This is a genomic window from Streptomyces zhaozhouensis (assembly GCF_900230195.1).
GTDB classification, from domain to species: Bacteria; Actinomycetota; Actinomycetes; order Streptomycetales; family Streptomycetaceae; genus Streptomyces; species Streptomyces zhaozhouensis.
This window is the reverse complement of sequence record NZ_OCNE01000025.1, coordinates 47,015-72,755: the sequence shown is the minus strand read 5'-3', so window position 1 is coordinate 72,755 and position 25,741 is coordinate 47,015. Positions and strand designations below refer to the sequence as shown.

Here is a 25,741-nt window from a genome sequence, read left to right as displayed (position 1 = left end):
GCTGTTACTCAGGCGGTCGCACGGTCCAGCCGGCTCCCGGTGAGCCGGCCGTGCGTGAACGTGTCGCAGGAACGGACGCGTCGTCGGCCGCGTCGAATGAGGTCGAGAGCGGTCGAGAGCGGTCGAGAGCGGTCGAGAGCGGTCGAGAGCGGTGTTCTCGGAGGGCCTGTTCGCTGGCTCGTGTGGTGTCTTCCTTACGAATCGGATAACTCGTATTCCCTGCCCGGCGAACCACCCGGATCTTTCCGGTGAACACTCGGCTTTCCCACTCGAATAACGCAGGCGGCAACGGCCTCGGGGCCGGAGTCCGTCATGCCGGTAACCGTCGACAAACTCATGACCGCATGTGTCATCTCCGCGGGACAGGCACGGGAGACCCGTCCTGCGCGCAGTTGTGCCCCCCGCCGAACCGCCGGTTCGGAAGCGACGCGACAGAGAGAAGGGAAACCGGACGACATGACGGACCAGAAACGCTCTGCCAGCCGCGCCATCGTGCTGGGAGCGAGCATGGCCGGACTGCTGACCGCGCGCGTACTCGCGGAAGCATACGACGACGTGATCGTGGTGGAACGGGACCCCCTGACGGACCACGACTGCTCCGTGCCGCACGTGTGCCCGAGGCGGGGCGTGCCGCAGGACTACCACGTCCACGGCCTGCTGACCCGCGGCCGGCTCCTCATCGAGGAGATGTTCCCCGGCATCACCGACGAGTTGCTGGCCAGCGGAGCCGTGGCGGGCGACGTCACCGACGACGTGCTCTGGGTCGTGAACGGCCGACACCTGCCGAGGACGCACTCGGACATGCTGATGCTCTCGCTGAGCAGGCCGCACCTGGAACAGCGGGTCCGGGCCCGGGTGCGCGCGCTGCCGAACGTCCGCTTCCTGGTGCGACACTCCGCCGTCGCGCCGCTCCTCGCCCCCGGCGAGCGCCGGGTGGTCGGCGTGACCGTGACCGACACGGCCGGGACGCGGGACCTGCGCGGCGACCTGGTGGTGGACACCACCGGCTGGCGCTCACGCACCCCGACGTGGCTGGAACGGCTGGGATACCCCGAGGTCGAGGAGGAGCGACAGAACGTCGGCGTCGGGTACGCGACGCAGTACTTCCGGCTGACCCCCGACGCGATGAAGGGCGTCATCTCCGAGATGGTGGCGGCCTCTCCGGCCTCTCCGCGCGGCGCCATGTCCCTGCGCATCGAGGGCGGCCGCACCGTGGTGACGGCCTTCGGCTTCCGCGGTGACCACGCGCCCACCGACCCCGAGGCGTACCTCGCGTATCTGAAGTCCCTCTCGGCGCCCGACATCTACGAGACGGTCCGGGGCCAGGAGCCGCTGGCGGACCCGGTCGCCTTCCGCTTCCCGTACAACATGCGCCGCCGGTACGAACGACTGACGGACCTTCCCGAGGGGCTGCTCGTCCTCGGCGACGCCGTGTGCCGCCTGAACCCGATCTACGGCCAGGGCACCACCGTCGCGGCCCTGGAAACGACGGTCCTGCGCGACCACGTCACCCGCTTCGGCGGGGCGCGCCCCACTGACTACTTCGCCGCGATAGCCGAGCACGCGGTGGACGACGTCTGGCACCAGACCACCAGCACCGACCTGGCCTTCCCCGGCGTCGAGGGGGAACGCACCGAAGCGTGGCGGCAGCGCCAGGAGAGCATGGGAGAGCTGCTGGACGCGGCCGTCCACGACCCCTCCCTGCTCACCGCCTACGCCCGGGTCATCTACCTGATGGACCCGCCCAGCGCGCTTGCCCAGCCGCGGATCCGTCGAGCCGTGCGGGCGGCGCGCGAGAACGAGCAGCCGCGCGCCGGGATCTGAGGGCTCCCCACATCCCGTCCGAAGCGGGGAGGGCGGACACGCGTGAGCCGTGTCCGCCCTTCCGCTCCTCACGGCCGAGAAGCGCCGCTCCGCGCGGTCGTTCCCTCGGTCGTTCCCTCCAGGTCGCATCCCAGGTCTCAGCCCAGGGGCATGACCTGCACGTCGCGGAACCACACGTCGGAACCGGTGTGGTGGTTCTGTAGGCCGACGCGACCCGAGCTGAGGTCCCGTTCGGGGTCGGCACCCTCGGTGTCGAACTCGTTGATCAGCACGTCGTTGAGGTACACCGAGACGTGCGGGTCCTCGACCACGTCAACGTCGCTGTCCTCATCGGCCCTACGAGGGGTAACAACCCCTACACCGGGGACATTCCGGCTGTGCGCACCGGTTCCCGTCCTCATCGGCCCCGATGAGGACGTTCGCCCCCGGCGCCGCGCGCCGCCTCGGTCTGCCGTTGTTACCCCTCGTAGGGCCGATGAGGACCTTCGGCTCCTCGCTGCGTGACGCGGTCAACCGCGTGTTGTTACCCCTCGTAGGGCCGATGAGGACACGCCGGGAGTTCGACGTGGCGGGACGGCAGACGGCCGAAGTGGCCTTCCGCTACGGAGACGAGACCACCCGCACCGACACCGTTCACGACGGAGCCGAGTCCACCACCGTCATCCCGCCGCCCGGTGGCACCGCCACCACCACGGTCACCGACGTACTCGGGCGAACCGTCGAACTACGCTCCTACACCGACGCCGACCGCACCGAGTTCCAGAACGCCACCTATCGTTACGACGTGGCAGGCAACCTCGTCGGTATGACCGACGCAGCCGGTAACGAATGGAGCTGGGAGTACGACAAGCGCGGCAACCAGACCCGCGCCGACGACCCGGACAAGGGCACCACCCTCATCAGCTACGACACCCTCGACCGGCCCGTGTCGACGACCGATGCCCGCGACATCACCCTGACCACGACGTACGACGCCCTGGGCCGCCGCACCAGACTCTCCGAGGGTGACGACACACGCGCCGAGTGGACGTACGACACCGTCAAACTCGGCGCCCCCGCCACCAGCACCCGCTACGTCGGGGACGCCGCCTACACCACCGCCGTCGACGGCTACACCAACCGCTACCAACCGACCGCCACCACCGTCACCCTGCCCGAGAACGAGGGCACGCTGGCCGGCGAGTACACCTGGCGCTACACCTACAACGCCCGCGTCGGCCTGCGGGAGTCGGTCATGCACCCGGCCCTCGGCGGTCTGCCGCAGGAGCGGGTCACCACCCTCTACAGCAGCCAGCACCTGCCGACGCGCACCGTGGCCGGCCAGCAGGTCCTGGTCGGAGACGTCCGCTTCGACGCCCTCGGCCGTCCGATCCGGGCGGAGTGCGGAAACCTGGGCCAGAAGGTCTACCAGACCCTCGACTGGGACGAGCACAACGGACGCCTCACCCGCGCCACCGTCGACGGCGACATCGCGCTCCGCGTCCAGGACACCCGCTACGGCTACGACGACATCGGCAACGTGACCCGGGTCGCCACCACCGCGGGACAGGGCGAACAGGCCAGCAGTGACGTCCAGTGCTTCACCACCGACGCGCTCCGCCGACTCACCGAGGCCTGGACCACCGCCGGCGCCGAAGACGACTGCGCCACCGGCCCCAACGCCACCACCGTCGGCGGACCCGACCCCTACTGGCACAGCTACACCTACGACCTCACCGGCAACCGGGTCAACGAGACCCAACACGCCACCAGCAGCGACGCAACCGACATCGTCCGCGACTACACCGTCGGAGAACCCGGCGAGAACGCGCCCAACACGCTCCGCTCGGTCAGCACCGACGGCGGCCCCCAGGAACAGGCGACCGAGACCTTCGAACACGACCAGGCCGGCAACCCGATCGAACGCGCCGGAATCCGCGACCAGACCCTCGACTGGGACCCCGAGGGCAACCTGGAGACTGTCACCGAGAACGGCACCACCACCGGCCACATCTACACCGCCGAAGGCGACCGCCTACTCACCCACCACGCGGACGGCTCCGCCACCGCCTACCTCCCCGCACCGATTGAGTTGGCATGCCTCAAGAGCAACAGTCAACCCGTGGGTGAAACTCTCCGTTGAGGCAGAATGCGACGCCTGTACACGCCCGAGGAATTTCCGCAGTACACCTGTCGCCAAAAGTCGCGATTCACTGACGCTCCGGTCAGCCAATGAATTCTCCTAGCCCCCGTGACCAGACAGCGAAATATGGCCGCACCCGCCATGCAATGTCGGCTTCGGGAACGACGATTTCCCCCCTCCAACAGGCGATGAGTACCCCCACCTAGCACGACGCGACCTCGTGCCCCTCCTGGTTATTACCCTTCCGAGGGGAGATGAGGACCGGCCGAGGCCGGGCGCATCCTCGCGAACGCGTTGTTACCCCTCCGAGGGGCGATGAGGACTGGAAGGAGCTGACCTTCTACCGGCCTTCCAAGCAGAGGTTGTTACCCCTCCGAGGGGCGATGAGGACCGCATCGTGAAGACGCAGGCCAGCACGGGCAGCAGACCCCACGCCGAACCGGAAAATGCAGCGGCCCTCCAGTAGTGTCACCGACCCCGGGGAGTCGCTGAAATCCACCACGGCCATCAACCACCGAGCCAGCCGCACAGGAACGGAAAAAAGCACACCCTCCTACACCCACTCCACCGTGTTCTCCACCTCCGGCCCCCGCCGAGGCAACGGCAACGGCAACGACGACCGCAACGAACGAGGGGGAGGCCCACTCCGCGCCGACCGCCGCCCCCGACGGCGGCCAGCGCCGAGCGAAGCGAGCAGCCTCACCCGTTCGGCCTCAGACACCCCCTCCAGAAGACGAGGATCTGCGCCACAGCATCATCCACGCCCTCACCCGTCCCCCGCGGGTCAGCCCCTCACAGCACCTTCAGCGGCAGCAGCTTCTTCCCCGTCGGCCCCACCTGGATCTCCGTCTGCATCTGCGGGCAGACCCCACAGTCGAAGCACGGGGTCCAGCGGCAGTCCTCGACCTCGGTCTCGTCGAGGGCGTCCTGCCAGTCCTCCCAGAGCCAGTCCTTGTCGAGGCCCGAGTCGAGGTGGTCCCAGGGCAGGACCTCCTCGTACGTGCGCTCCCGCGTCGTGTACCAGTCGACGTCGACGCCGAAGGTCTTGAGGGCCGGCTCGGCGCAGCTCATCCACTGTTCGTAGGAGAAGTACTCGCGCCAGCCGTCGAAGCGCCCGCCCGCCTCCCAGACCGCGCGGATCACCGAGCCCACGCGGCGGTCGCCGCGGGAGAGGAGTCCCTCGACGATGCCGGGCTTGCCGTCGTGGTAGCGGAAGCCGATGGAACGCCCGTAGCGCTTGTCCTCGCGGATGGCGTCGCGCAGCTTCGCCAGCCGCTCGTCCGTCGCCTCGGCCGCCAGCTGCGGCGCCCACTGGAACGGGGTGTGCGGCTTCGGCACGAAGCCGCCGATGGAGACCGTGCAACGGATGTCGTTGGAGCCGGAGACCTCGCGTCCCTTGGCGATGACCTTGACGGCCATGCTGGCGATCTCCAGCACGTCCTCGTCGGTCTCCGTCGGCAGCCCGCACATGAAGTAGAGCTTCACCTGGCGCCAGCCGTTGCCGTACGCGGTGGCGACGGTGCGGATCAGGTCGTCCTCGGAGACCATCTTGTTGATGACCTTGCGGATGCGTTCGCTGCCGCCCTCCGGCGCGAAGGTCAGGCCGGAGCGACGACCGTTGCGGGTCAGTTCGTTGGCCAGATCAATGTTGAACGCGTCCACCCGGGTGGAGGGCAGGGAGAGACCGATCTTGTCCTCTTCGTAGCGGTCCGCGAGCCCCTTGGCGACATCGGCGATCTCACTGTGGTCGGCCGAGGAGAGCGACAGCAGCCCGACCTCCTCGAAACCGGTCGCCGTGAGCCCCTTGTCGACCATCTCCCCGATGCCGGTGATCGACCGCTCCCGCACCGGCCGGGTGATCATCCCCGCCTGGCAGAACCGGCACCCACGCGTGCAACCCCGGAAGATCTCGACCGACATCCGCTCATGAACCGTCTCCGCCAGCGGCACCAACGGCTGCTTCGGGTAGGGCCACTCGTCGAGATCCATCACCGTGTGCTTGGAGACCCGCCACGGCACGCCGGAGCGGTTGGGCACCACCCGCGCGATCCGCCCGTCCGGCAGGTACTCCACGTCGTAGAACGCCGGAACGTAGACGCCGCCGGTGCGGGCCAGCCGCATCAGCAGCTCCTCCCGCCCGCCGGGACGCCCCTCCCGCTTCCAGTCGCGGACGATGTCGCTCATCGTCAGCACCGCCTGCTCGCCGTCCCCGATCACCGCGCAGTCGACGAACTCCGCGATCGGCTCCGGGTTGAACGCCGCGTGGCCGCCCGCCACCACCACGGGGTGCTCCTCGGTGCGGTCCGCCGCGCTGAGCGGGACCCCGGCGAGGTCGAGCGCGGTCAGCAGGTTGGTGTACCCCAACTCCGTGGAGAACGAGACCCCCAGCAAGTCGAACGCGCCGACCGGCCGGTGCGCGTCCACCGTGAACTGCGGCACCTCGTGCTCCCGCATCAGCGCCTCCAGGTCCGGCCAGACGCTGTAGGTGCGCTCGGCCAGCACGTCGGGGCGCTCGTTGAGCACCTCGTAGAGGATCATGACGCCCTGGTTCGGCAGCCCCACCTCGTAGGCGTCCGGGTACATCAGCGCCCAGCGGACGTCGACGGCGTCCCAGTCCTTGACGGTGGAGTTCAACTCACCGCCGACATACTGGATCGGCTTCTGGACGTGCGGAAGCAGTTCCTCCAGGCGAGGGAAGACCGACTCGATGGGCATGTGGCGTGCGTCTTTCGCGACGGGGAACGGTCCCGACCGGCGGCCCGCCGAGCGTGGTCGGTCCGGCGGTGTCGATCGGGCTGACGAAGGCTGGACCATTCAGCGTACCGGCCCCCGCGCGCGCCCCCGTCCACCGCCGGCCGCGACCGGCGTCAGGCGGCCAGCGGTCGCTTCATCCGCACCGACTGGAGAAGCCCTATCGCGATCCACACCACGAACATCGCCGTGCCCCCGTAGGAGAGGAACGGCAGCGGCACCCCGGCGACCGGCATGATGCCCAGCGCCATCCCGATGTTCTCGAAGCACTGGAACGCGAACCAGGCGACGATCCCCGCCGCGATGATCGTCCCGTACAGCTCCGTGCTGTCCCGCGCGATGCGCAGCGCCCGCCACAGCACGATGCCGATCAGCACGATGATCCCACCGGCGCCGAGGAAGCCCAGCTCCTCGCCGGCCACCGTGAAGATGAAGTCCGTGTGCTGCTCGGGGACGAACTGCCCGGTGGTCTGCGTGCCCTGGAAGAGCCCCTTGCCGTCCAGCTGCCCCGAACCGATCGCGATCCGCGCCTGGTTGGTGTTGTAGCCGACGCCGGCCGGGTCGCGCGAGGGGTCGGCGAACGCGGCGAACCTGTCGATCTGGTACTCGTCCAGTATCCCCAGCGTCCAGACCAGCACCGCGCCGAAGACCCCGGCGAGCATCAGCCCGATCGACCACTTCAACGAGGCGCCCGAGGCCAGCAGTATCCCCAGCACGATCATGCTGAGCACCATGGCCATGCCCAGGTCGTCGATGACCACCACACAGATCGGCCCGGCCGCCAGCGCCAGCGCCTGGAGCACCGCCCGCCGGCTCGGGTGGTCGCGGTCGCCCGCGTCCACCTGGTCCGCCATGATCACCGCCATCCCGAGGATGATCGCGATCTTGGCGAACTCCCCCGGCTGCAACGTGTAGCCGCCCAGCGAGAGCCACGCCCGTTGCCCGTTGATCTCCGTGCCCAACGGCGAGAAGACCAGCAGCATGAACACCATCGCGAAGGCGAAGATCAGCGGCACCGCCGAGCGCAGCCGGTGGTGCCCCAGCCACATCACGCCGACGGCGAGCCCGACCCCGATCGCCAGGTTGAGGCCCTGGCGGATCAGGAAGAAGTGCGGGTCGCCGCCGTTGATCTCGGTGCGGTTCCGCGTGGCCGACCAGACCAGCAGGATCCCGATCACCGACAGCGCCAGCGCCGCCAGCAGCAGCACCCAGTCGATCCGGCGCAGCACCGAGTCCCGCGCGGTCAGCCGACGCCAGGCGCCGGGGTCGGGGGCCAGCCGGTTGACCCGGAGATGGTGGTTCTTCAACGACTGACCCTTACTCGTCTTCCCGTCGCGTCTGGTGATCCCGTGGATCGTCGGCGAGGAGGGACGGCGGGCCGCCGCTCCAGGCGGCCTGGGAGTCCCCGGCCCCCGGCGACGCGGGCGTGCCCTCCGGCAGGAACCGCTCGGCGCCCTCGGGCTGTTCGCCCTGCTCGCCGCCCTCCTGCCCGTCGAACGTGTCGGCGTCCTGGCCCTGGACCCCGTCCTGCCCCTGGTCGCCCTCCTCCTCGTTCTCCTCCGCGTCCTCGTCGACCTGGGGGACGATCGCGCCGGTGTCGTCGATCTCCGGCAGTTCGGTGACCGGCGTGGGCAGCAGCGCCGCGTCCTCGTTGACCCCGCCGCCGTCGACGCCGTAGATCGCCTCCCAGATGCGCCGCACCGCGTCACCGGAGGCGCCGGAACCGGTACCGGCCTGCGAGATGGTCATGACCACGGTGAAGTCGTCGCTGAACGTCGCCAGCCAGGACGAGGTCTGCTGGTCGCCGGAGCCCTCCGCGGTACCCGTCTTGGCGTGCAGCGGGATCTCGTCCTGCGGCCAGCCGCCGAACTTCCACGCGGCGCTGCCCGTGGTGACCACCCGCTCGGTGGCCGCCCGCAGGTCGTCGATGGTGCCGTCGTCGGCCGGCAGCTCGCCGGTGGCCTGCGGCTCGAACTCCTCGATCACCCGGCCGTCGGGCGCCACCACGGCCTTGCCGACGGACGGCTGGTAGAGGGTGCCGCCGTTGCCGATCGCCGCGTAGACGCTGGCCAGCTGGATCGGCGTGACCAGCACGTCGCCCTGCCCGATCGAGAAGTTGAGCATGTCACCGGCGCGCATCTTCATGCCCTCGGTGCAGTTCTCGCGCGCGATCCGGGCCGGGTAGTCGTCCCGGTCGGTCTCGGCGACCTCGCACCACGCCTCCTGGTTGGCCTCCCAGTAGTCCTGCTTCCACTGGCGGTCCGGGATGCGGCCGGCGACCTCGTTCGGCAGGTCGATGCCGGTCTGGGTGCCGAGGCCGAACCCGAGCGCCGTGTTGAAGAAGTAGTCGTTGGGCTCGTCCACCGGGTTGTTGCCGCCGTCCCGCTGCCACTCGCGGTGCGCGAGGCCGTAGAAGACGGTGTTGCACGAGACCTCGATCGCCTGCGCCAGGCTGATCGGGCCGTAGGAGGACGACTCGAAGTTGCGGAAGGTCTGGCCGCCGATGTCGTAGGACGAGCCGCACTCGTAGCGGCCGTCGAAGTCGTAGCCGGCGTTGACCGCCGCCGTCGAACTGATCACCTTGAACGTGGACCCCGGCGGGCCCTGGCCCTGGATCGCGCGGTTGATCAGCGGGTCGTTGGCGTCCTCGTCGGTCAGCCTGGCGTACTCGTCGCTGGAGATGCCGCCGACCCACACGTTGGGGTCGTAGTCGGGGGCCGAGGCCATCGCCACCACCCGGCCGGTGTCGTTCTCCAGGACCACCGCCGAACCGGAGTCCGCCTCGTAGTCACGGCCGGTGATGTCGTCGTGGGTGGCCTGGGCGCGCTCCATCGCGCCGACCAGCTCCTCCTCGACCACCGCCTGGAGTCGGGAGTCGAGGCTGGTGACGACGTTGGCACCGGCCATCGCCGGGTCGTTCTCCGCCTCGCCCAGCACCCGCCCGAACTTGTCCACCTCGTAGCGCGTCACCCCGGACTCGCCGCGCAGATAGCTGTCGTAGGTGCGCTCCAGGCCGGAACGCCCGACCTGGTCGGAGCGGAGCAGCGGCGAGTCGGTGTCCTCGGAGTCGGCGACTTCCTCGTCGGTGACCGGCGAGAGATAGCCGAGTACCTGCGCCGCGCGCGAGCCCTCGGGCGCGGGGTAGCGCCGCACGGCGGTCGGCTCCGCGCTCACGCCGGGGAACTCCTCGGCGCGCTCCCTGATCTGGAGCGTCTGCCCGGTCGTCGCCTCGTCGGTGATCGGGATCGGCTGGTAGGGAGAACCGTTCCAGCACGGCTGCGGCGTCTCGGAGTCGCAGAGGCGGACCCGGTGGGCGACCTCCTCCTCGCTCAGCTCCAGCAGTTCCGCCAGGTCGGAGAGCACCTGCTCGCCGTCGTCCGGCAGCTTGGACAGCTCGGTGCGGTCGACGGAGACGACCAGCCGGGTCTCGTTGTCGGCGATGGGCACACCGCGCGCGTCCACGATGGAGCCGCGGACCGCGGGCTGGATGACCTGCTGCACGTGGTTGCCCGCGGCCTCGGCCGCGAACTCGTCGCCCTGCCGGATCTGGAGGTACCACAGCCGGCCGCCGAGGGTCAGCAGCAGCGAGAAGACCAATATCTGGATGACGACCAACCGGATCGTGATCCGCGAAGTCCTGCCGGTTTCGGGGATGTTGGTCACAGTCGCTTGACTCCCTTGATGCGCCCCGCGCTGTTCCGCGCGGAACGGCTCAGCAACGGGGAACGCTGGCGCGCGGCCTTGCCGTAGCGGCTCCGGCGCGGAGCCCGGGGGCGTGCGGCGACTCCGGAGGCGCCCCCGAGCCAGCTGATCGGGTTGTCCGACCCGGTGCCGTCACCGGAGAGCGGATCGCCCTCGCCCCGCCGGGCCGCGGCCATCACCAGCGGCACCACGAACGGCGCCAGCAGCAGGTCGTAGATGGTCGCGCTGACCAGCAGCCCGGTCAGCCCGACGTCGCGCGCCGGGGTGTCGCCCACCAGCGCGCCCACGCCCGCGTACAGCAGCGTCGAACTGAGCGCCCCACCCGCGACCACCAGCATCGGCACGGTCGCGGAACGGTGCTGGCCGTTCTCCGGCCGGGTCAGCCCCGCCGCATAGCCGATCACGCAGAGCACCAGCGCGTAACGGCCCACCGCGTGGTCGGCGGGCGGCGCGAGGTCGGCGAGCAGGCCGGCGGCGAAGCCGACCAGCGCGCCGCCGGTGTGGCCGTAGACCAGCGCCAGGCCGAGCACGGTGAGCAGCAGCAGGTCGGGCACGGCGCCCGGCAGGCCAAGCCTGGCCAGTATCGTCACCTGCGCCAGCAGCGCGACGAAGACCAGAACGGCCGCCAGCAGGGTGCGGTAGAGGCGCATGGTCAGCTCCTGCTCGCCGTGGAATCGCGTTCACGCCCGGGGGCGAGGGCGCCGAACTCGGTGCCCTGCCCGCCGTCCTCGCCCTCGTCGCCGCCCTCGTCCTCGTCGGGCGGCGCCAGGCCGTCGGGCTCGGGGAAGTCGTCGGCGGCGCCCTCGTCGCCGGCCCCCTGCTCCTCGTTCGCCTCGCCCTCCTCGGCGCCCTCCTCCTCGGCCTCCGCGTCGTTCTCGGCCGCACGCCGCTCGGCGTCCTCCGGGCGCTCGGGCAGCACGGAGTCGCGCGGGTTGTCGCGGGGCGGGTCGACGACGACGCCGACCAGGTCGAGTTGGGTGAACGCGGCGTAGGGCCGGACCTGGACGGTGCGGGTCAGGTCGCCGTTGGAGCGCTCGACGCCGACCACCTCGCCGACCGGGACCCCCGGCACGAAGGGCTTGTTGTCCGCCGAGCCGAAGGTGACCATCCGGTCGCCCTTCTCGACCTCGGCGCGCTGGTTGAGCAGCTGGACCTCAAGCGTGTTGTCACCGCGCCCCGTCGCGAAGCCCAGCTCCTCGCTGCCCTCCAGCCGCGTGCCGACGGTGAACCCCGGGTCGTTGGCCAGGAGCACCGTCGCCGTGCCCTTGGCGACGGTGGTGACGCGGCCGACGAGGCCGTCGCCGTTGAGCACCGTCATGTCGCGGGCCAGGCCGTCCTCGCTGCCGGCGTCGATCGTGACCGTCCAGGAGAAGCCCTGGCCGGCGCCGATGGCGATGACCTGGGCGCCGACGATGCCGTACCGGCCGGCGCCGGCGGTCTGGAGCAGCTCGTCCAGTTGTGCTATCCGCGACTCGCGGTGCGCGTCGCTGCCCAGCTCCTGGCGCAGCTCGGCGTTCTCCCGCTCCAGCTCGCTGATCCTGTCGTGCCGGTCGCCCGAGTCACGGACGGCGGCGATCGCGTTGGCGAAGGGGTCGACGGCGCCGGCGACGCCCTCCTCCACCGGGCCGAAGAAGGACGCGGCGGCCTCCCGTGGACCGTCGAGCGGGGAGTCGTCCCCGCCCCGGATGTCCATCGTGATCAGCGCGAAAGCGATGGAGACCAGCAGTACGAGAAGCAGCCGGCTCTCTCGGGTGTCCCTCACGTGCGGCGGCCGTGCCTTTCTGGGTCGGTCAGACGAATCCCTGGGGCCGCCCGGCCGGGCCGGGCGAACGCCTGGCGCCTAGCGCCTCGGCTGGGCGTCCAGGACCTGCTGGAGCGCCTCGAACTCCTCGACGCACTTGCCGGAACCGAGGGCCACGGAGTCCAGCGGGTCCTCGGCGATGTGGATCGGCATCCCGGTCTCCTGGCGGAGCCGCTCGTCCAGGCCGCGGAGCAGGGCGCCGCCGCCGGTGAGCACGATGCCACGGTCCATCACGTCGCCGGACAGCTCGGGCGGGCACTTGTCCAGGGTGGTCTTGACCGCGTCGACGATGGCGTTGACCGGCTCCTCCATCGCCTTGCGGACCTCGGCCGAGGAGATCACCACCGTCTTGGGCAGACCGCTGACCAGGTCGCGGCCGCGGATCTCGGTGTGCTCGTCCTGGTCCATCTCGTAGGCCGAGCCGATGGTGATCTTGATGCTCTCGGCGGAGCGCTCGCCCAGCAGCAGGCTGTACTCCTTCTTGATGTGCTGGATGATCGCGTTGTCCAGCTCGTCGCCCGCCACCCGGATCGACTGCGCCGTGACGATGCCGCCCAGCGAGATCACCGCGACCTCGGTCGTCCCACCGCCGATGTCCACCACCATGTTCCCCGTGGCCTCGTGGACCGGGAGGCCGGAGCCGATCGCCGCGGCCATCGGCTCCTCGATGATGTGCACCTGCCGCGCACCGGCCTGCGTCGACGCCTCGATGACCGCCCTGCGCTCGACTCCCGTGATACCGGAGGGCACGCAGACAACCACCCGGGGACGGGCGAGATAACGCCTTTTGTGGATTTTCAGAATGAAGTAGCGGAGCATTCGCTCGGTGATCTCGAAGTCGGCGATCACGCCGTCCTTGAGCGGGCGAACGGCCACGATGTTGCCGGGAGTCCGGCCGATCATCTTCTTCGCCTCGGCACCGACGGCCAGAATGCCGCCCGTGTTGGTGTTGATCGCGACGACGGACGGCTCGTTGAGGACAATCCCTCGACCTCTGACGTACACCAGCGTGTTGGCCGTCCCGAGGTCAACTGCCATGTCACGACCGATGAACGACATATTGTTCGCCATAGGGATGCATCTGGCCTTCCAGCTGGAGCGTTATGTGCGGGAGGTCGGCGGAGGGTGCGATGGTAGGCGTGCGCACGGGGGCCTCTCCCGCCGAGGGGAGAAGAGACGCGGCAAAGCCATCGTATCCACGGCCGGACTGACACGGAGCGCCGGAGCGCCGCTTTCGCCATTGTCGGCGGAACCGGCCCCACCCTCCATCATGATGACGTCGCGTTCGGGTGAGGGGTTCCCCTGACCGACCTTACCGACCACGGCGGAACATCGCATTCCACCGTGCCGGCGTGGCCCGGCTTCTTCGCTGACGGGCGCTCAGCTCGACAGGTCGGGGAAGAAGATCTTCATCTCGCGCTCGGCGGACTCCTCCGAGTCCGAGGCGTGGATCAGGTTCTCCCTGACCACGGTGCCGAAGTCGCCCCGCACGGAGCCCGGCGCCGCGGCGATCGGGTCGGTCGGCCCGGCCAGCGTCCGCAGGCCCTCGATGACCCGCTCGCCCTCGACGACCATGGCCACGCTCGGGCCGGACGCCATGAACTCGATCAACGGTTCGTAGAAGGGACGCCCCACGTGCTCCGCGTAGTGCGTCTCCAGGGTCGCGCGCTCCAGGGTGCGCAGTTCGAGCGCGGTGATCCGCCAGCCCGCCTTGCGTTCCACCCGGCCCACGATCTCGCCGATCAGCCCACGGCTGACCGCGTCGGGCTTGAGAAGAACAAGAGTGCGCTGGCTCATGGGGGCGGCTCCTGAGAAAGATGGCAGCGTGGTGGCGGGAGCACCTGGGGCATGGCGCGCGTGGGCGCGCGGCCCGCACGCCCGGCCGGTGAGCCGGACGGCGCGGGGAGCGTAAGAGTACCGGGCAGCGACGGGCGCGCCGCACCCAGGGCCGCTCAACCGGCCGTCGCGCTCGCCTCCCTGGCGGCACGCAGCGCGTCGACCCGGGCGCCGAAGTGGACCGAGGCCCACCACAGCCCGGCGAACGCGGCGCCCAGCACGAACATCGCCGGAAGCACGAATCCGGCCGCGATCAGCGCGCCCTGGAGCCCCCAGCCCAGCCACACCCCGACCGGACGGCCGGCGACGGCGCACAGCAGCAGGCACAGCAGCATGGCGCCGCCGCAGACCCACCAGAGGGTGGTGGTGGAGACGGTGGACAGCCGGCTGGCGGCCAGCCCCGCGAGGCCGATGACGAAGAACTCGCCCACCAGCGTGCTGGCGCAGAACGTGCGCATCAGCGCCCACCCCGCAGCAGCGTCCTGGCCTCGCCGACGGTGATCACCGAGCCGGTGACCAGCACCCCGGCGGCGGCGTACTCGTGCTCCTCCTCGGCGAGGGCCACGGCCGCCTCGATGGCGTCGTCGAGCCGGGGCTCGACCTGGACCCGTTCCGCGCCGAAGACCTCCACCGCGACGGCGGCCAACTCGTCCACGTCAACGGCGCGTTGGGAGGTGTTGCGGGTGACGACGACCTCGGTGAAGACCGGTTCGAACGCCTCCAGCAGGCCCCGCACGTCCTTGCCCCGGGTCGCGCCGACCACGCCGATCAGCCGGCTGAAACCGAACGCCTCGGTGACCGCCTCGGCGGTGGCGTGCGCGCCGCCCGGGTTGTGCGCCGCGTCCACCAGCACGGTGGGGCTGCTGCGCACCACCTCCAGCCGGCCGGGCGAGGAGACGGAGGCGAACGCGGCGCGCACCACCTCCTGGTCGAGCGGCTCGGCGGGGCGGCCGTCGCCCACGCCGAAGAACGCCTCGACGGCGGCCAGGGCGACCGCCGCGTTGTGCGCCATGTGGGCGCCGTGCAGCGGGAGGAAGACCTCCGGGTACTCCCCGCCGAGGCCGCGCAGCGTCAACAGCTGCCCGCCGACCGCCACCTCCCGGGAGAGCACCCCGAACTCCATGCCCTCCCTGGCCACGGTGGCGTCGACCTCCACCGCCCGGCGCAGCACCACGGAGGCGGCCTCGATCTGCTGCTGGGCGAGGATCACGCGGGCGCCGGGCTTGACGATGCCGGACTTCTCCACCGCGATCCGCTCGGGCGAGGTCCCGAGCCGCTCCGTGTGGTCGAGGCTGATGGGGGTGAGCACGGCGACGGAGCCGTCGATCACGTTGGTGGCGTCCCAGCTGCCGCCCATCCCCACCTCGACGACGGCGACGTCGACGGGGGCGTCGGCGAAGGCCGCGTAGGCCATGCCGGTCAGCACCTCGAAGAAGGAGAGCCGGTGCTCCTGCCCGGCGTCGACCAGGTCCAGGTAGGGCTGGATGTCCCGGTAGGCCTCGACGAAGCGGTCGGCGGGGATCGGGGCGCCGTCCAGGCTGATCCGCTCGGTGATGGACTGGACATGGGGACTGCTGTAGCGGCCGGTGCGCAGGTCGAAGCCCGCCAGCAGGGCCTCGATCATCCGGGCCGTGGTCGTCTTGCCGTTGGTGCCGGTGATGTGGATGGCCTGGTAGCTCCGCTGGGGGTCCCCGAGCACGTCCATCAGCGCGGTCATCCGGGCCGTCGACGGGTCGAGCTTGGTCTCCGGCCAGCGGGCCAGCAGCTCCTTCTCCACCTCGGCAAGGGCGCGGTCGAGCTCCGGGTCCTCGGGCCTGGTCGGCAGGTCGCCGCCGGGCGGGCCCGCCTGGGCCCGCAGGGTCCGGCTGCCGGCCTCGATCACGGCCAGATCCGGGTCGCGGTCGCGCTCGGCGGAGACGATCCGGTCGAACTCCCCGCCCTCGCTCGGCTCGTCGTCGGTCGGGGGGATGCCGGGAAGATCCTCCGGCTCCTGGCCGGGGTCGGGCTGCGCGTCGCTCACGCCGGCCAGTCTACGGAAGCCCTCCCGGTCGCTCGGGGGCCGGGAGGGCGCTCCCCGGGCGCGGGGCCCGGGGAGCGGCGCGGGTCAGTCCGGGAGCTTCGCCAACTGCTCGGTGATCCGCGCGATGTCGGCCTCGGCCGACTCGCGGCGGGCGCGGATCTTGGCCACGACGGGCTCGGGGGCCTTGGCGAGAAACGCCTCGTTGCCCAGCTTGGCCGTGGTGCCGGCCAGCTCCTTCTCCGCGGCGGCCAGGTCCTTGGCCAGGCGCTTGCGCTCGGCGGCGAAGTCGATCGCCCCCGAGAGGTCGAGCGCCACGACCGCGCCGGCGGCCGGCAGGCTCGCCGTGGCGCTGAACGCCTCGCCCGCCGGCTCCAGCCGGAGCAGCGCGCGCATCGCCGGCTCGTGTGCGGCCAGCCCGGTCTCCCCCAGGTCGAGGGTGGCGGGCACCCGCTGCCCCGGCTGGAGGCCCTGGTCGGCGCGGAACCTGCGCACCTCGGTGACCAGCTGCCGCACGGCGTCCAGCTCGCGCTCGGCCGCCGGGTCCCGGAACCCCGAGTCGGTCGGCCAGTCGGCGATCACCACGGACTCGCCGCCGGTCAGCGTCGTCCACAACTCCTCGGTGACGAACGGGACCAGCGGGTGGAGCAGCCGCAGCGTCACGTCCAGCACCTCGCCCAGCACCCGCCGCGCGACCTCGGCCGGGCGCCCGCCGGCGGCAAAGGTCGTCTTGGACAGCTCCACGTACCAGTCGAAGACCTCGTCCCACGCGAAGTGGAACAGCGCGTCGCTCAGCTTGGCGAACTGGTAGTCGTCGTAGTAGGCGTCGGCCTCGGCGACCACCGAGTTCAGCCGGGAGAGCACCCAGCGGTCGGTGGCGGACATCTCGTCGGCGGAGGGCAGCGGGCCCTCGACCGTGGCGCCGTTGAGCAGGGCGAAGCGGGTGGCGTTCCACACCTTGTTCGCGAAGTTCCTCGACGCCTGGACCCAGTCCTCGCCGATCGGCACGTCGACGCCCGGGTTGGCCCCCCTGGCCAGGGTGAAACGGACCGCGTCCGAGCCGTAGGCGTCCATCCAGTCCAGCGGGTCCACCGCGTTCCCGAAGGACTTGGACATCTTCTTGCCGAACTGGTCACGGACCATGCCGTGCAGCGCGATGGTGCGGAACGGCGGGACGCCGTCCATCGCGTAGAGGCCGAACATCATCATCCGGGCGACCCAGAAGAAGAGGATGTCGTACCCGGTGACCAGGACCGAGTTCGGGTAGAACTTCGCGACGCTCTCCGTGGCGTCCGGCCAGCCCAGGGTGGAGAAGGGCCACAGCCCCGAGGAGAACCAGGTGTCCAGCACGTCCGTGTCCTGGTGCCACCCGGGGCCGCTCGGCGGCTCCTCGTCCGGGCCGACGCAGCGGACCTCGCCGTCCGGGCCGTACCAGACCGGGATGCGGTGGCCCCACCACAACTGGCGGGAGATGCACCAGTCGTGCAGGTTGTCCACCCACTCGAAGTACCGGGAGGACATCTCCTTGGGGTGGATGGCGACCCGGCCGTCACGGACCGCGTCCCCCGCCGCCTCGGCCAGCGGGCCGACCCGGACCCACCACTGCATGGACAGCCGGGGCTCGACGGTGGTGTGGCAGCGCGAGCAGTGGCCGACGGAGTGCTGGTAGGGGCGCTTCTCCGCGACGATGCGCCCCTCCTCGCGGAGCGCGCCGACGACGGCCGAGCGCGCCTCCAGCCGGTCCAGGCCCTGGAACGGGCCGGGCGCGGTGATCACCGCGTGCTCGTCCATCACCGTCAGCTGGGCCAGGCCGTGCCGGCGGCCGATCTCGAAGTCGTTGGGGTCGTGGGCCGGGGTGACCTTGACCGCGCCGGTGCCGAACTCCGGGTCCACGTGCCGGTCGGCGACGACCGGGATCGAACGGTCGGTCAGCGGCAGCCGGATCTCGCGGCCGACGAGATGGCGGTACCGCTCGTCGTCCGGGTGGACCGCGACGGCGGTGTCGCCCAGCATCGTCTCGGCCCTGGTGGTGGCGACGACCAGCGAGTCCTCACCCTCGCCGTACCGGATGGAGACCAACTCGCCGTCGTCGTCCTGGTACTCCACCTCGATGTCCGAGATGGCGGTCAGACAACGCGGGCACCAGTTGATGATGCGCTCGGCGCGGTAGATCAACTCGTCGTCGTAGAGCCGCTTGAAGATCGTGTTGACCGCGCGGGAGAGGCCCTCGTCCATCGTGAAGCGCTCACGCGACCAGGCGACGCCGTCGCCGAGGCGGCGCATCTGCCCCGAGATCGTGCCGCCGGACTCGGCCTTCCACTGCCAGACCCGCTCGACGAACGCCTCCCGGCCCAGGTCGTGCCGGGACTTGCCCTCGCCGGCCAACTCCCGCTCCACGCGGTTCTGGGTGGCGATGCCCGCGTGGTCCATCCCCGGCTGCCAGAGGGTCTCGTACCCCTGCATCCGCTTGCGGCGGGTGAGCGCGTCGATGAGCGTGTGCTCGAAGGCGTGGCCGAGGTGGAGGCTTCCCGTGACGTTGGGCGGCGGGATGACGATCGTGTACGGCTCCTTGTCGCTGGCCGCGTCCGCCTCGAAGTAACCGCGCTCTACCCAGCGCTCGTACAGCTTCCCCTCTACGTCGGCCGGCGTGTACTGCGTCGGCAGATCTGCGGGTGCGCTGTGGGGCCCGTCGGCGGGCGGCTGAGTGTTCTCGGTCACGGCGGTAAGTCTAGAACGCCCCGCTGACACTCGGCGCACCAGTTTCCCGGCGTCGGCGACCGCTCGGCGGACGCGCCTCAACGCCCCCGCGTCGCGGGAGAGATCGACCGGTATGACGTCTCCGAAAAGAAGCCCGGGGGGACTTGCGCGGAGTGGGGAGATGTGATTGGGGTGGATGTACAGCAAGCCATCTCATCCGACAGGATGTGCTCGATGTTGACGATGTCGGGCTCTTGAGGGGAACACCATGAGTCACAACCAGCCGGGTCCCTACGGGCAGCAGCCCCCGCCGGGGCAGCAGCCCGGGCAGCCCGGCCCGTACGGGGCGCCGCCGCCGCAGGGCGCTCCGGGCGGCGGGCCGAACCCGTACGCCCAGGGCGGCGCACCCGGCGCACCTCAGGGCCCCGGCTACGGCTACCCGCAGCAGCCCGGCGCCCCGGGGCAGCCCGCCGGCGCGCCCGGTCAGCCGGGCCCGTACGGCCAGCCCCAGCCGCCCGGCGCCCCGGGCCAGCCCGGCCCCTACGGCCAGCAGCCCCCGCCCGGCCAGTACCCGGGTCAGCCCGGCCACCCAGGTCAGCCCCCGGGGCCCTACGGCCAGCCGCAGCCGCCCTCCGGCGGCGGTGGCGGCAACAAGACGCTGCTCATCGTGATCGCCTCGGTCGTGGCCCTCGCCGTGGTCGGCGGCGGCGCGTTCTTCCTGCTCAGCGGCGACGATGACGACGAGGGCGGCGACAGCGCGGGCGGCGACCCGGACACCAGCTACATGCTGGAGTTCCCGCAGTCCACGGGCGAGTACACGGCGGTGCAGCCCCCGACCGGCACCGACGACTTCAGCGAGGAGGAGCTCGCCGAGATCGGCCTCACCGACGCGGAGGTCTCCACGGCCACCTATCTGGCCGGGATGACCCCCGAGGAGGCCAGCTCGCTCATGGACCCCTCGGAGCTGGGCAGCACCGAGGTCACCACCATGTTCACCGTCGGCATGTGGGGCACGGTCGACGACCCCGAGGGCACGGTGGACGCCTTCCTGGCCTACGGCGCCCAGGAGGCCTCCGCCTCCGGCGGCAACGTGAACCTCGTCGGCGACCCCGAGTCGGTCAGCCCCGACGGGCTGGACGGCGCGGTCATGAAGTGCCAGCAGGCCGAGACCGAGGACGCCCTCACCGGCGAGATGGTGCCGGTGCCGCTCTGCGTCTGGGCCGACCACAGCACCGCCGGCTTCGCCACGATGCAGCGGCGGACCGGCCAGGGCACCATCGAGGTCTCCCTGGACGAGGCCGCCGAGCACGCCGCGCAGCTGCGCTCGGACTCGCTGGTCGAGGCCGAGGCCGAGGGCGGCTCCGGCGGCGGTGAGGGCGAGGGTTCCGCCGAGGAGGAGCCGGTCCTCCCGTGAGCGGGCGCCGCTGACGAAGAAGAAGCGGGAGGGGCCCCGGACCGGTCGGTCCGGGGCCCCTCCCGTGGCGCTCTGGCCGCTCTCCGGCGGGATGGCGCCGCTCGCGCGTGCGCCCCACGCCGTTCGCGGACGGTCTCAGGCGGTCTTCTCCTGCGGCGGGACGGAGGCGTCCCGCTGCTTGGCGAGCCGGGAACGGGGCACCAGCGTCGGGTTCACGTTGGAGCGGACCACGTCCTCCGTGATCACGACCTGGCCGACGTCCTGCCGGGACGGCACCTCGTACATCACGGACATCAGCACCTCCTCCATGATCGCCCGCAGGCCGCGCGCCCCGGTGCCCCGGAGGATGGCCTGGTCGGCGATGGCCTCCAGCGCCGGGAGGTCGAACTCCAGCTCCACCCCGTCCAGCTCGAAGAGGCGCTGGTACTGCTTGATCAGCGCGTTCCTCGGCTCGACGAGGATGCGCAGCAGCGCCTCGCGGTCCAGGTTGTGCACCGAGGTGATCACGGGCAGCCGGCCGATGAACTCGGGGATCATCCCGTACTTGACCAGGTCCTCGGGGAGCGCCTCGGTCAGCAGCCCCGCGCTGTCCCGCTCCCGCTTGGAACGGATGTCGGCGCCGAAGCCGATGCCCCGGGCGCCGGAGCGGGCCCTGATGATGTCGTCGAGGCCGGCGAAGGCGCCGCCGACGATGAAGAGCACGTTGGACGTGTCGATCTGGAGGAACTCCTGGTGCGGGTGCTTGCGCCCGCCCTGCGGCGGCACGGCCGCCGTGGTGCCCTCCAGGATCTTGAGCAGGGCCTGCTGGACGCCCTCGCCCGAGACGTCGCGGGTGATCGACGGGTTCTCGCTCTTGCGCGCGACCTTGTCGATCTCGTCGATGTAGATGATCCCCTGCTCGGCCTTCTTGATGTCGTAGTCGGCCGCCTGGATGAGCTTGAGCAGGATGTTCTCCACGTCCTCGCCCACGTAGCCGGCCTCGGTGAGGGCGGTCGCGTCGGTGATGGCGAACGGGACGTTCAGCATCCTGGCGAGGGTCTGCGCCAGCAGGGTCTTGCCCGAGCCCGTGGGGCCGAGCAGCAGGATGTTCGACTTGGAGAGCTCGATCTCCTCGTCGCGCGAGGCGTGGGAGTCGCTGGCCCGCACCCGCTTGTAGTGGTTGTACACGGCGACGGAGAGCGCCTTCTTCGCGTCCTCCTGGCCGACCACATAGCTTTCGAGGAAGTCGTAGATCTCCCTCGGCTTGGGCAGCTCCCCGAGGTCGGAGTCCGGCGATTCCGCCAGCTCCTCCTCGATGATCTCGTTGCAGAGATCAATACACTCGTCGCAGATATAGACCCCCGGGCCCGCGATGAGCTTCTTTACCTGTTTCTGACTCTTGCCGCAGAACGAGCACTTGAGCAGATCGCCGCCATCACCGATGCGTGCCACGAGGTGCTTCCCCTTCGACTGCGCACCGCCGGGGTGACGGTGCCGAGTGCTTACAGAAGACGACGGTACCTCGTTGGCCCGGTGGATTGGTCCCCCTTGACGGGAATCCCCCTGGGCGGGGCCTTCCCGTCAAAGGGGACAGAGCCGTTTCACGTGCCGAATGTGGTGTCCGGCACAGGTACCGACGGTGGCCTATTCGGCCGTGGACGTGCGGGTGGTGATGATCTGGTCGATCAGGCCGTAGTCGACGGCCTCACCCGCGGTGAGGATCTTGTCGCGCTCGATGTCGTCGCGGATCTGCTCGATCGGCTTGGTGGAGTGCTTGGCGAGCATCTCCTCAAGCTGGGTGCGCATCCGCTGGACCTCGCGCGCGGCGATCTCCAGGTCCGAGACCTGGCCGCGGCCGGTCTCGGAGTACGGCTGGTGGATCAGGACCCGCGAGTTCGGCAGGGCCATCCGCTTGCCGGGGGTGCCGGCGGCCAGCAGCACGGCGGCGGCCGAGGCGGCCTGGCCCATGCAGACCGTCTGGATGTCCGGCTTGACGAAGACCATGGTGTCGTAGATCGCGGTCAGCGCCGTGAACGAGCCACCCGGGCTGTTGATGTAGATCTGGATGTCGCGGTCCGGGTCGATGGACTCCAGGCAGAGCAGCTGGGCCATCACGTCGTTCGCCGAGGCGTCGTCGATCTGCACGCCGAGGAAGATCACGCCCTCCTCGAAGAGCTTCGCGTACGGGTCGTACTCGCGCACGCCCTGCGAGGTGCGCTCGACGAAGCGCGGGATCACGTAACGGGACTCGGCCGGCAGACGGTCGTAGAGGCCGGAGCCTGGGAACTTCTTCATCGGTGTGTGTACCGCCTTGGTCTAGGCTTGCGAACGGGACAGCGGGCGTCGGTGCTGGTGATCGGCCGGACTCAGGCGCCCGTGCCGCCGCCACCCGTGATGTCCGACGCGCTGGCGATGACCCGGTCCAGCAGGCCGTAGTCCCGCGCCTCCTCGGCGGAGAACCAGCGGTCCCGGTCCGCGTCGCGCTCCCACTGCTCCTCGGAGACGCCCGAGTGCTCGGCCGAGAGCTTGGCCATCTTCCGCTTGGTGCGCAGCAGCTGCTCCGCGTGGATCTTGATGTCCGAGGCGGAGCCGGCCAGTCCGGCGGACGGCTGGTGGATCAGCACCTCGGCGTTGGGCAGCGCGTAGCGCTTGCCGGGGGCGCCCGCCGTCAGCAGGAACTGGCCCATCGACGCCGCCAGGCCCATGGCGATGGTGACCACGTCGTTCTTGACGTACTGCATGGTGTCGTAGATCGCCATGCCGGCCGAGATCGAGCCGCCGGGGCTGTTGATGTAGAGATAGATGTCCTTGTCCGGATCGGCCGCGAGCAGCAGCAGCTGCGCCGTGATCCGGTTGGCGATGTCATCGTCCACCGGCTGACCCAGGAAGATGATGCGCTCGTCGAGCAGCCGGTTGTAGACCTGATCGCCGAGGCTGCCGCTTGTCGGCTCCGCTGCGGCGGAGGGCATCAAGAGCGTCACGTATCCACCTGCTCATTCCTGGACGGTCCAGGCCACGTGTGCCCGGCCGTCACTCGACTTCTGGCGTGTTTCTAGGGACCCTAACGCGCGGCTCCGACAGACCCATCCCGACCAGGGAACTGTTCGCTGTGAGCGCAGGGTCGCCCCTCCCGGGCGGTAACGGGGCGGCGGCGCGCTGACGGTGAGTCCGCCGGGGCCGCCCGGGGAAGGGGCGCGGGGTGCGGGAAGGGGGCCGGACGCGCACGGCGTCCGGCCCCCTTCCGTGGTGTGACTGGGGCCCGCTCAGCTCTCGTTGGACTTCGCGTCGCCCTGCTCGCCGGTCGTGGCGGCCTCGTTCGCCTCCGCGGCCTCGGCGACGGCGTCGGCGGTCCCGCCGGCCTCCTCGCCCTCGGTCTCGTCCTCGTCCTCCAGGTCGACGACCTCACCGTTGGTGTCCTTCACGGTGGCGGACTCGACGACGGAGGCGAGCGCCTTGCCGCGGCTGACCTCGCCGACCAGCATCGAGACCTGGTTGCCCTCGACGACGGCCTTGGCGAACTGGTCGGGGCTCATGCCGGAGGACTGGGCGCGGCGCACCAGGTGCTCCGTCAGCTCCTCCTGGCTCACGTTGAGCTCGTCGCGGCGGGCGATCTCGTCCAGCACGAACTGGGTGCGGATGCCCTTCTCCGCCTGCTCCCGCAGCTCGTCGTCGAACTCCTCGGCGGTCTTCTCCTGGAGCTTGAGGTAGGCGTCCAGGTCCATGCCGAGCTGCGGCAGCTGGTGGTGCTCCAGGTTGTGCTTGCGGGTCTTGATCTCCTCCGCGAGCAGCTTCTCGGGCAGCGGGACCTCGACCAGCTCCAGCAGGGCGTCGAGCACCTTCTCCTGGGCCTCGGTGGCCTGCTGGTAGGTGCGCTCCTCGCTCAGCCGGCGGCGGCTGTCCTCGCGCAGCGCCTCCAGGGTGTCGAACTCGCTGGCCAGCTGGGCGAAGTCGTCGTCCAGCTCGGGCAGCTCGCGGGAGGAGACGCTCTCGACGGAGACGCTGACCTCGGCCTCCTGGCCGGCGCCGGAGCCGCCCTTCAGCTCGCTGGTGAAGGTGGCGGTGCCGCCGGCGGCGAGGCCGGTGACGGCCTCGTCCAGGCCGTCGAGCATCTGGCCGGAACCGATCGTGTAGTTCACCCCGGTCGCGACGCCGTCCTCCAGCAGCTCGCCGTCGACCCGGGCCTCCAGGTCGATCTTGACGACGTCGCCGTCGGCGGCCTCGCGCTCGACGACGGTGGTGGAGGCGAAGCGCTCGCGGAGCTGGTCGACGGCCTTGTCGATGTCCTCGTCGGCGACCTCGACCGCGTCCACGGTGACCTCGATGCCGGAGTAGTCCGGGATCTCCAGCTCGGGACGGATGTCCACCTCGGCGGTGAACGTCAGGGTCTCGTTGTCCTTCAGGTCGGTGATGTCGACGTCGGGCTGGCCCAGCGGGTTCAGCTCGCCCTCGTTGACCGCCTCGGTGTAGAACTTGGGCAGCGCGTCGTTGACCGCTTCCTCAAGGACGGCGGCCCGCCCGAAGCGCTGGTCGATGACGCGGGCGGGGATCTTCCCCTTGCGGAAGCCCGGCACCTGGACCTGCTGGTTGATCTTCCGGTACGCCGCGTCGAGGCTGGGCTTGAGCTCCTCGAAGGGCACCTCGACAGTGAGCCGAACCCGGGTGGGGTTCAGGGTCTCCACGGCGCTCTTCACGGTAGGTCTCCTTGGGGCTGACAATCGAGAGATAGGCGGTCGTCGCTGAAGCGCTCCATATGTCGGACACACCACAGGCGCACAGGTGAGTCATCGTACGTGGTCGGGGTGGCCGGATTCGAACCGACGACCTTCCGCTCCCAAAGCGGACGCGCTACCAAGCTGCGCCACACCCCGTCGTGGCTCACGACGCGATACGTAGGGTACAGGGCCGCAGGCACGGGCCATCCCCCGGTACCGTGCCGCGTCGGCGGCGATCTCACCGGCTCGGGGCGGGGTTTGGGCGCTGGTACGATGCCAGTTGTCCGGGGAGCGGGCGCGCGGGCCAGCGCGGCCTTCCGTCCCCGGCACGCGGGCGTAGCTCAATGGTAGAGCCCTGGTCTTCCAAACCAGCTACGCGGGTTCGATTCCCGTCGCCCGCTCTTCTCTCCCCCGCGCACCCGGCGCGCTTCGCCGGCCGGCGCGTACACCGGCCCGGCCCCCCCGCGGGGAGCCGGGCCCTCGCCTTCCCGGAGGCCGACCGCGTCGCTCAGGGCGCGCTGTTGATCGAGTCGTCGACCTCGTTGACACCGTCGGTGACGGACTGGAGGAAGTCGTTTATCGGGTCGGCGGCGCCGGTGGAGGCGAGGGAGAAGCCGAAGAGGATCGCCACGATGGCCGGCCCCCACTTGACCGCCCCGCTCCGGATCATGAAGAACATGATCACGCCGAACAGCAGGGCCAGAGAGAACGAGATAACCACAACTGATCACACCTTCGGAAGGTCGCCACTGCTCCGTCAGGGGCTTGACCACGGCCGCCGCACCCCCGCAGGCACCATCGTGCCATCAACTACCGGGTCAGTGGAGGCGGATGACCAACCGACGGACCCGATCGGGCGGTGCCGCCGGGAGGTTGGGCGGCGATC

The 25,741-nt window shown here is 70.5% G+C and carries 19 protein-coding genes and 2 tRNA genes; 4 read left to right on the top strand and 17 right to left on the bottom strand.

The annotated features are described in order from the left end of the window. The first annotated feature begins 456 nt into the window (after positions 1–456). Positions 457–1,824: an NAD(P)/FAD-dependent oxidoreductase gene (locus CRP51_RS25540; RefSeq protein WP_097233698.1), complete on the top strand. Its 1,368-nt coding sequence runs from the start codon at positions 457–459 to the stop codon at positions 1,822–1,824. Between the two features lie 137 nt (positions 1,825–1,961). Here CRP51_RS25540 and CRP51_RS25535 read toward each other — a convergent pair whose 3' ends face one another. Continuing rightward, the gene (locus tag CRP51_RS25535) at positions 1,962–2,135 is read right to left on the bottom strand and encodes a 3-keto-alpha-glucoside-1,2-lyase-like domain-containing protein (RefSeq protein ID WP_212615996.1); all 174 of its coding nucleotides are present in this window, start codon (positions 2,133–2,135) and stop codon (positions 1,962–1,964) included. A gap of 230 nt (positions 2,136–2,365) precedes the next feature. On the opposite strand from CRP51_RS25535, the gene CRP51_RS25530 reads away from it, so the two are divergent. Beyond that, positions 2,366–3,946 carry an RHS repeat domain-containing protein gene (locus tag CRP51_RS25530; protein ID WP_245880804.1) on the top strand — a complete coding sequence of 527 codons (1,581 nt, stop codon included), beginning with the start codon at positions 2,366–2,368 and terminating at the stop codon, positions 3,944–3,946. A 792-nt stretch (positions 3,947–4,738) separates the two neighbouring features. Here CRP51_RS25530 and CRP51_RS25525 read toward each other — a convergent pair. The 10 genes from CRP51_RS25525 to CRP51_RS25480 form a co-directional block, all read right to left on the bottom strand. Beyond that, positions 4,739–6,661 (bottom strand): TIGR03960 family B12-binding radical SAM protein, encoded by a 1,923-nt coding sequence (locus CRP51_RS25525; RefSeq protein WP_097233695.1) that lies wholly within the window; start codon positions 6,659–6,661, stop codon positions 4,739–4,741. A gap of 152 nt (positions 6,662–6,813) precedes the next feature. Then, positions 6,814–8,004, bottom strand: a complete 1,191-nt coding sequence (locus tag CRP51_RS25520; RefSeq protein ID WP_097233694.1) for an FtsW/RodA/SpoVE family cell cycle protein — start codon at positions 8,002–8,004, stop codon at positions 6,814–6,816. A 10-nt stretch (positions 8,005–8,014) separates the two neighbouring features. Further along, positions 8,015–10,360, bottom strand: coding sequence for a penicillin-binding protein 2 (gene mrdA / locus CRP51_RS25515; protein WP_097233693.1), 2,346 nt, complete (start codon positions 10,358–10,360; stop codon positions 8,015–8,017). Next, complete coding sequence (mreD, locus tag CRP51_RS25510; protein ID WP_097233692.1) at positions 10,357–11,049, bottom strand: rod shape-determining protein MreD; 693 nt, start codon at positions 11,047–11,049, stop codon at positions 10,357–10,359. The genes mrdA and mreD overlap by 4 nt, the downstream gene beginning before the upstream one ends. Before the next feature lie 2 nt (positions 11,050–11,051). Next, on the bottom strand, positions 11,052–12,161 hold the full coding sequence (gene mreC / locus CRP51_RS25505; RefSeq protein ID WP_097233691.1) for a rod shape-determining protein MreC: 1,110 nt from the start codon (positions 12,159–12,161) through the stop codon (positions 11,052–11,054). A gap of 78 nt (positions 12,162–12,239) precedes the next feature. After that, positions 12,240–13,259, bottom strand: coding sequence for a rod shape-determining protein (locus tag CRP51_RS25500; RefSeq protein WP_097233690.1), 1,020 nt, complete (start codon positions 13,257–13,259; stop codon positions 12,240–12,242). Between the two features lie 321 nt (positions 13,260–13,580). Then, positions 13,581–13,997, bottom strand: a complete 417-nt coding sequence (gene ndk / locus CRP51_RS25495) for a nucleoside-diphosphate kinase (RefSeq protein WP_097233689.1) — start codon at positions 13,995–13,997, stop codon at positions 13,581–13,583. A gap of 155 nt (positions 13,998–14,152) precedes the next feature. Further along, positions 14,153–14,494: a DUF4233 domain-containing protein gene (locus CRP51_RS25490; protein ID WP_097233688.1), complete on the bottom strand. Its 342-nt coding sequence runs from the start codon at positions 14,492–14,494 to the stop codon at positions 14,153–14,155. Then, positions 14,494–16,005 (bottom strand): bifunctional tetrahydrofolate synthase/dihydrofolate synthase, encoded by a 1,512-nt coding sequence (folC, locus tag CRP51_RS25485; protein WP_245880805.1) that lies wholly within the window; start codon positions 16,003–16,005, stop codon positions 14,494–14,496. Before folC ends, CRP51_RS25490 begins: the two co-directional genes overlap by 1 nt. A gap of 135 nt (positions 16,006–16,140) precedes the next feature. After that, positions 16,141–18,771, bottom strand: coding sequence for a valine--tRNA ligase (locus CRP51_RS25480; RefSeq protein ID WP_097233686.1), 2,631 nt, complete (start codon positions 18,769–18,771; stop codon positions 16,141–16,143). A gap of 247 nt (positions 18,772–19,018) precedes the next feature. Between CRP51_RS25480 and CRP51_RS25475 the strand changes: the two genes are divergently transcribed. Further along, a complete protein-coding gene (locus CRP51_RS25475) occupies positions 19,019–20,164 on the top strand; it encodes a hypothetical protein (RefSeq protein ID WP_245880803.1) in 1,146 nt (381 codons plus the stop codon). Positions 20,165–20,299: 135 nt separating this feature from the next. On the opposite strand, the gene clpX is transcribed toward CRP51_RS25475, so the two are convergent. From clpX to CRP51_RS25450, 5 genes are all read right to left on the bottom strand, one after another. Next, on the bottom strand, positions 20,300–21,595 hold the full coding sequence (gene clpX, locus CRP51_RS25470) for an ATP-dependent Clp protease ATP-binding subunit ClpX (protein ID WP_097233685.1): 1,296 nt from the start codon (positions 21,593–21,595) through the stop codon (positions 20,300–20,302). Positions 21,596–21,787: 192 nt separating this feature from the next. Continuing rightward, the gene (locus CRP51_RS25465; RefSeq protein ID WP_097233684.1) at positions 21,788–22,438 is read right to left on the bottom strand and encodes an ATP-dependent Clp protease proteolytic subunit; all 651 of its coding nucleotides are present in this window, start codon (positions 22,436–22,438) and stop codon (positions 21,788–21,790) included. 71 nt (positions 22,439–22,509) lie between these two features. Continuing rightward, positions 22,510–23,124, bottom strand: a complete 615-nt coding sequence (locus tag CRP51_RS25460) for an ATP-dependent Clp protease proteolytic subunit (RefSeq protein WP_281259704.1) — start codon at positions 23,122–23,124, stop codon at positions 22,510–22,512. Positions 23,125–23,406: 282 nt separating this feature from the next. After that, a complete protein-coding gene (gene tig, locus CRP51_RS25455) occupies positions 23,407–24,834 on the bottom strand; it encodes a trigger factor (protein ID WP_097233683.1) in 1,428 nt (475 codons plus the stop codon). Positions 24,835–24,934: 100 nt separating this feature from the next. Further along, positions 24,935–25,011: transfer RNA gene (locus tag CRP51_RS25450), tRNA-Pro, on the bottom strand. 174 nt (positions 25,012–25,185) lie between these two features. Between CRP51_RS25450 and CRP51_RS25445 the strand changes: the two genes are divergently transcribed. Next, positions 25,186–25,256: transfer RNA gene (locus tag CRP51_RS25445), tRNA-Gly, on the top strand. 107 nt (positions 25,257–25,363) lie between these two features. Here the strand turns inward: CRP51_RS25445 and CRP51_RS25440 are convergent. After that, the gene (locus tag CRP51_RS25440) at positions 25,364–25,576 is read right to left on the bottom strand and encodes a hypothetical protein (protein ID WP_097233682.1); all 213 of its coding nucleotides are present in this window, start codon (positions 25,574–25,576) and stop codon (positions 25,364–25,366) included. Positions 25,577–25,741 lie beyond the last annotated feature (165 nt).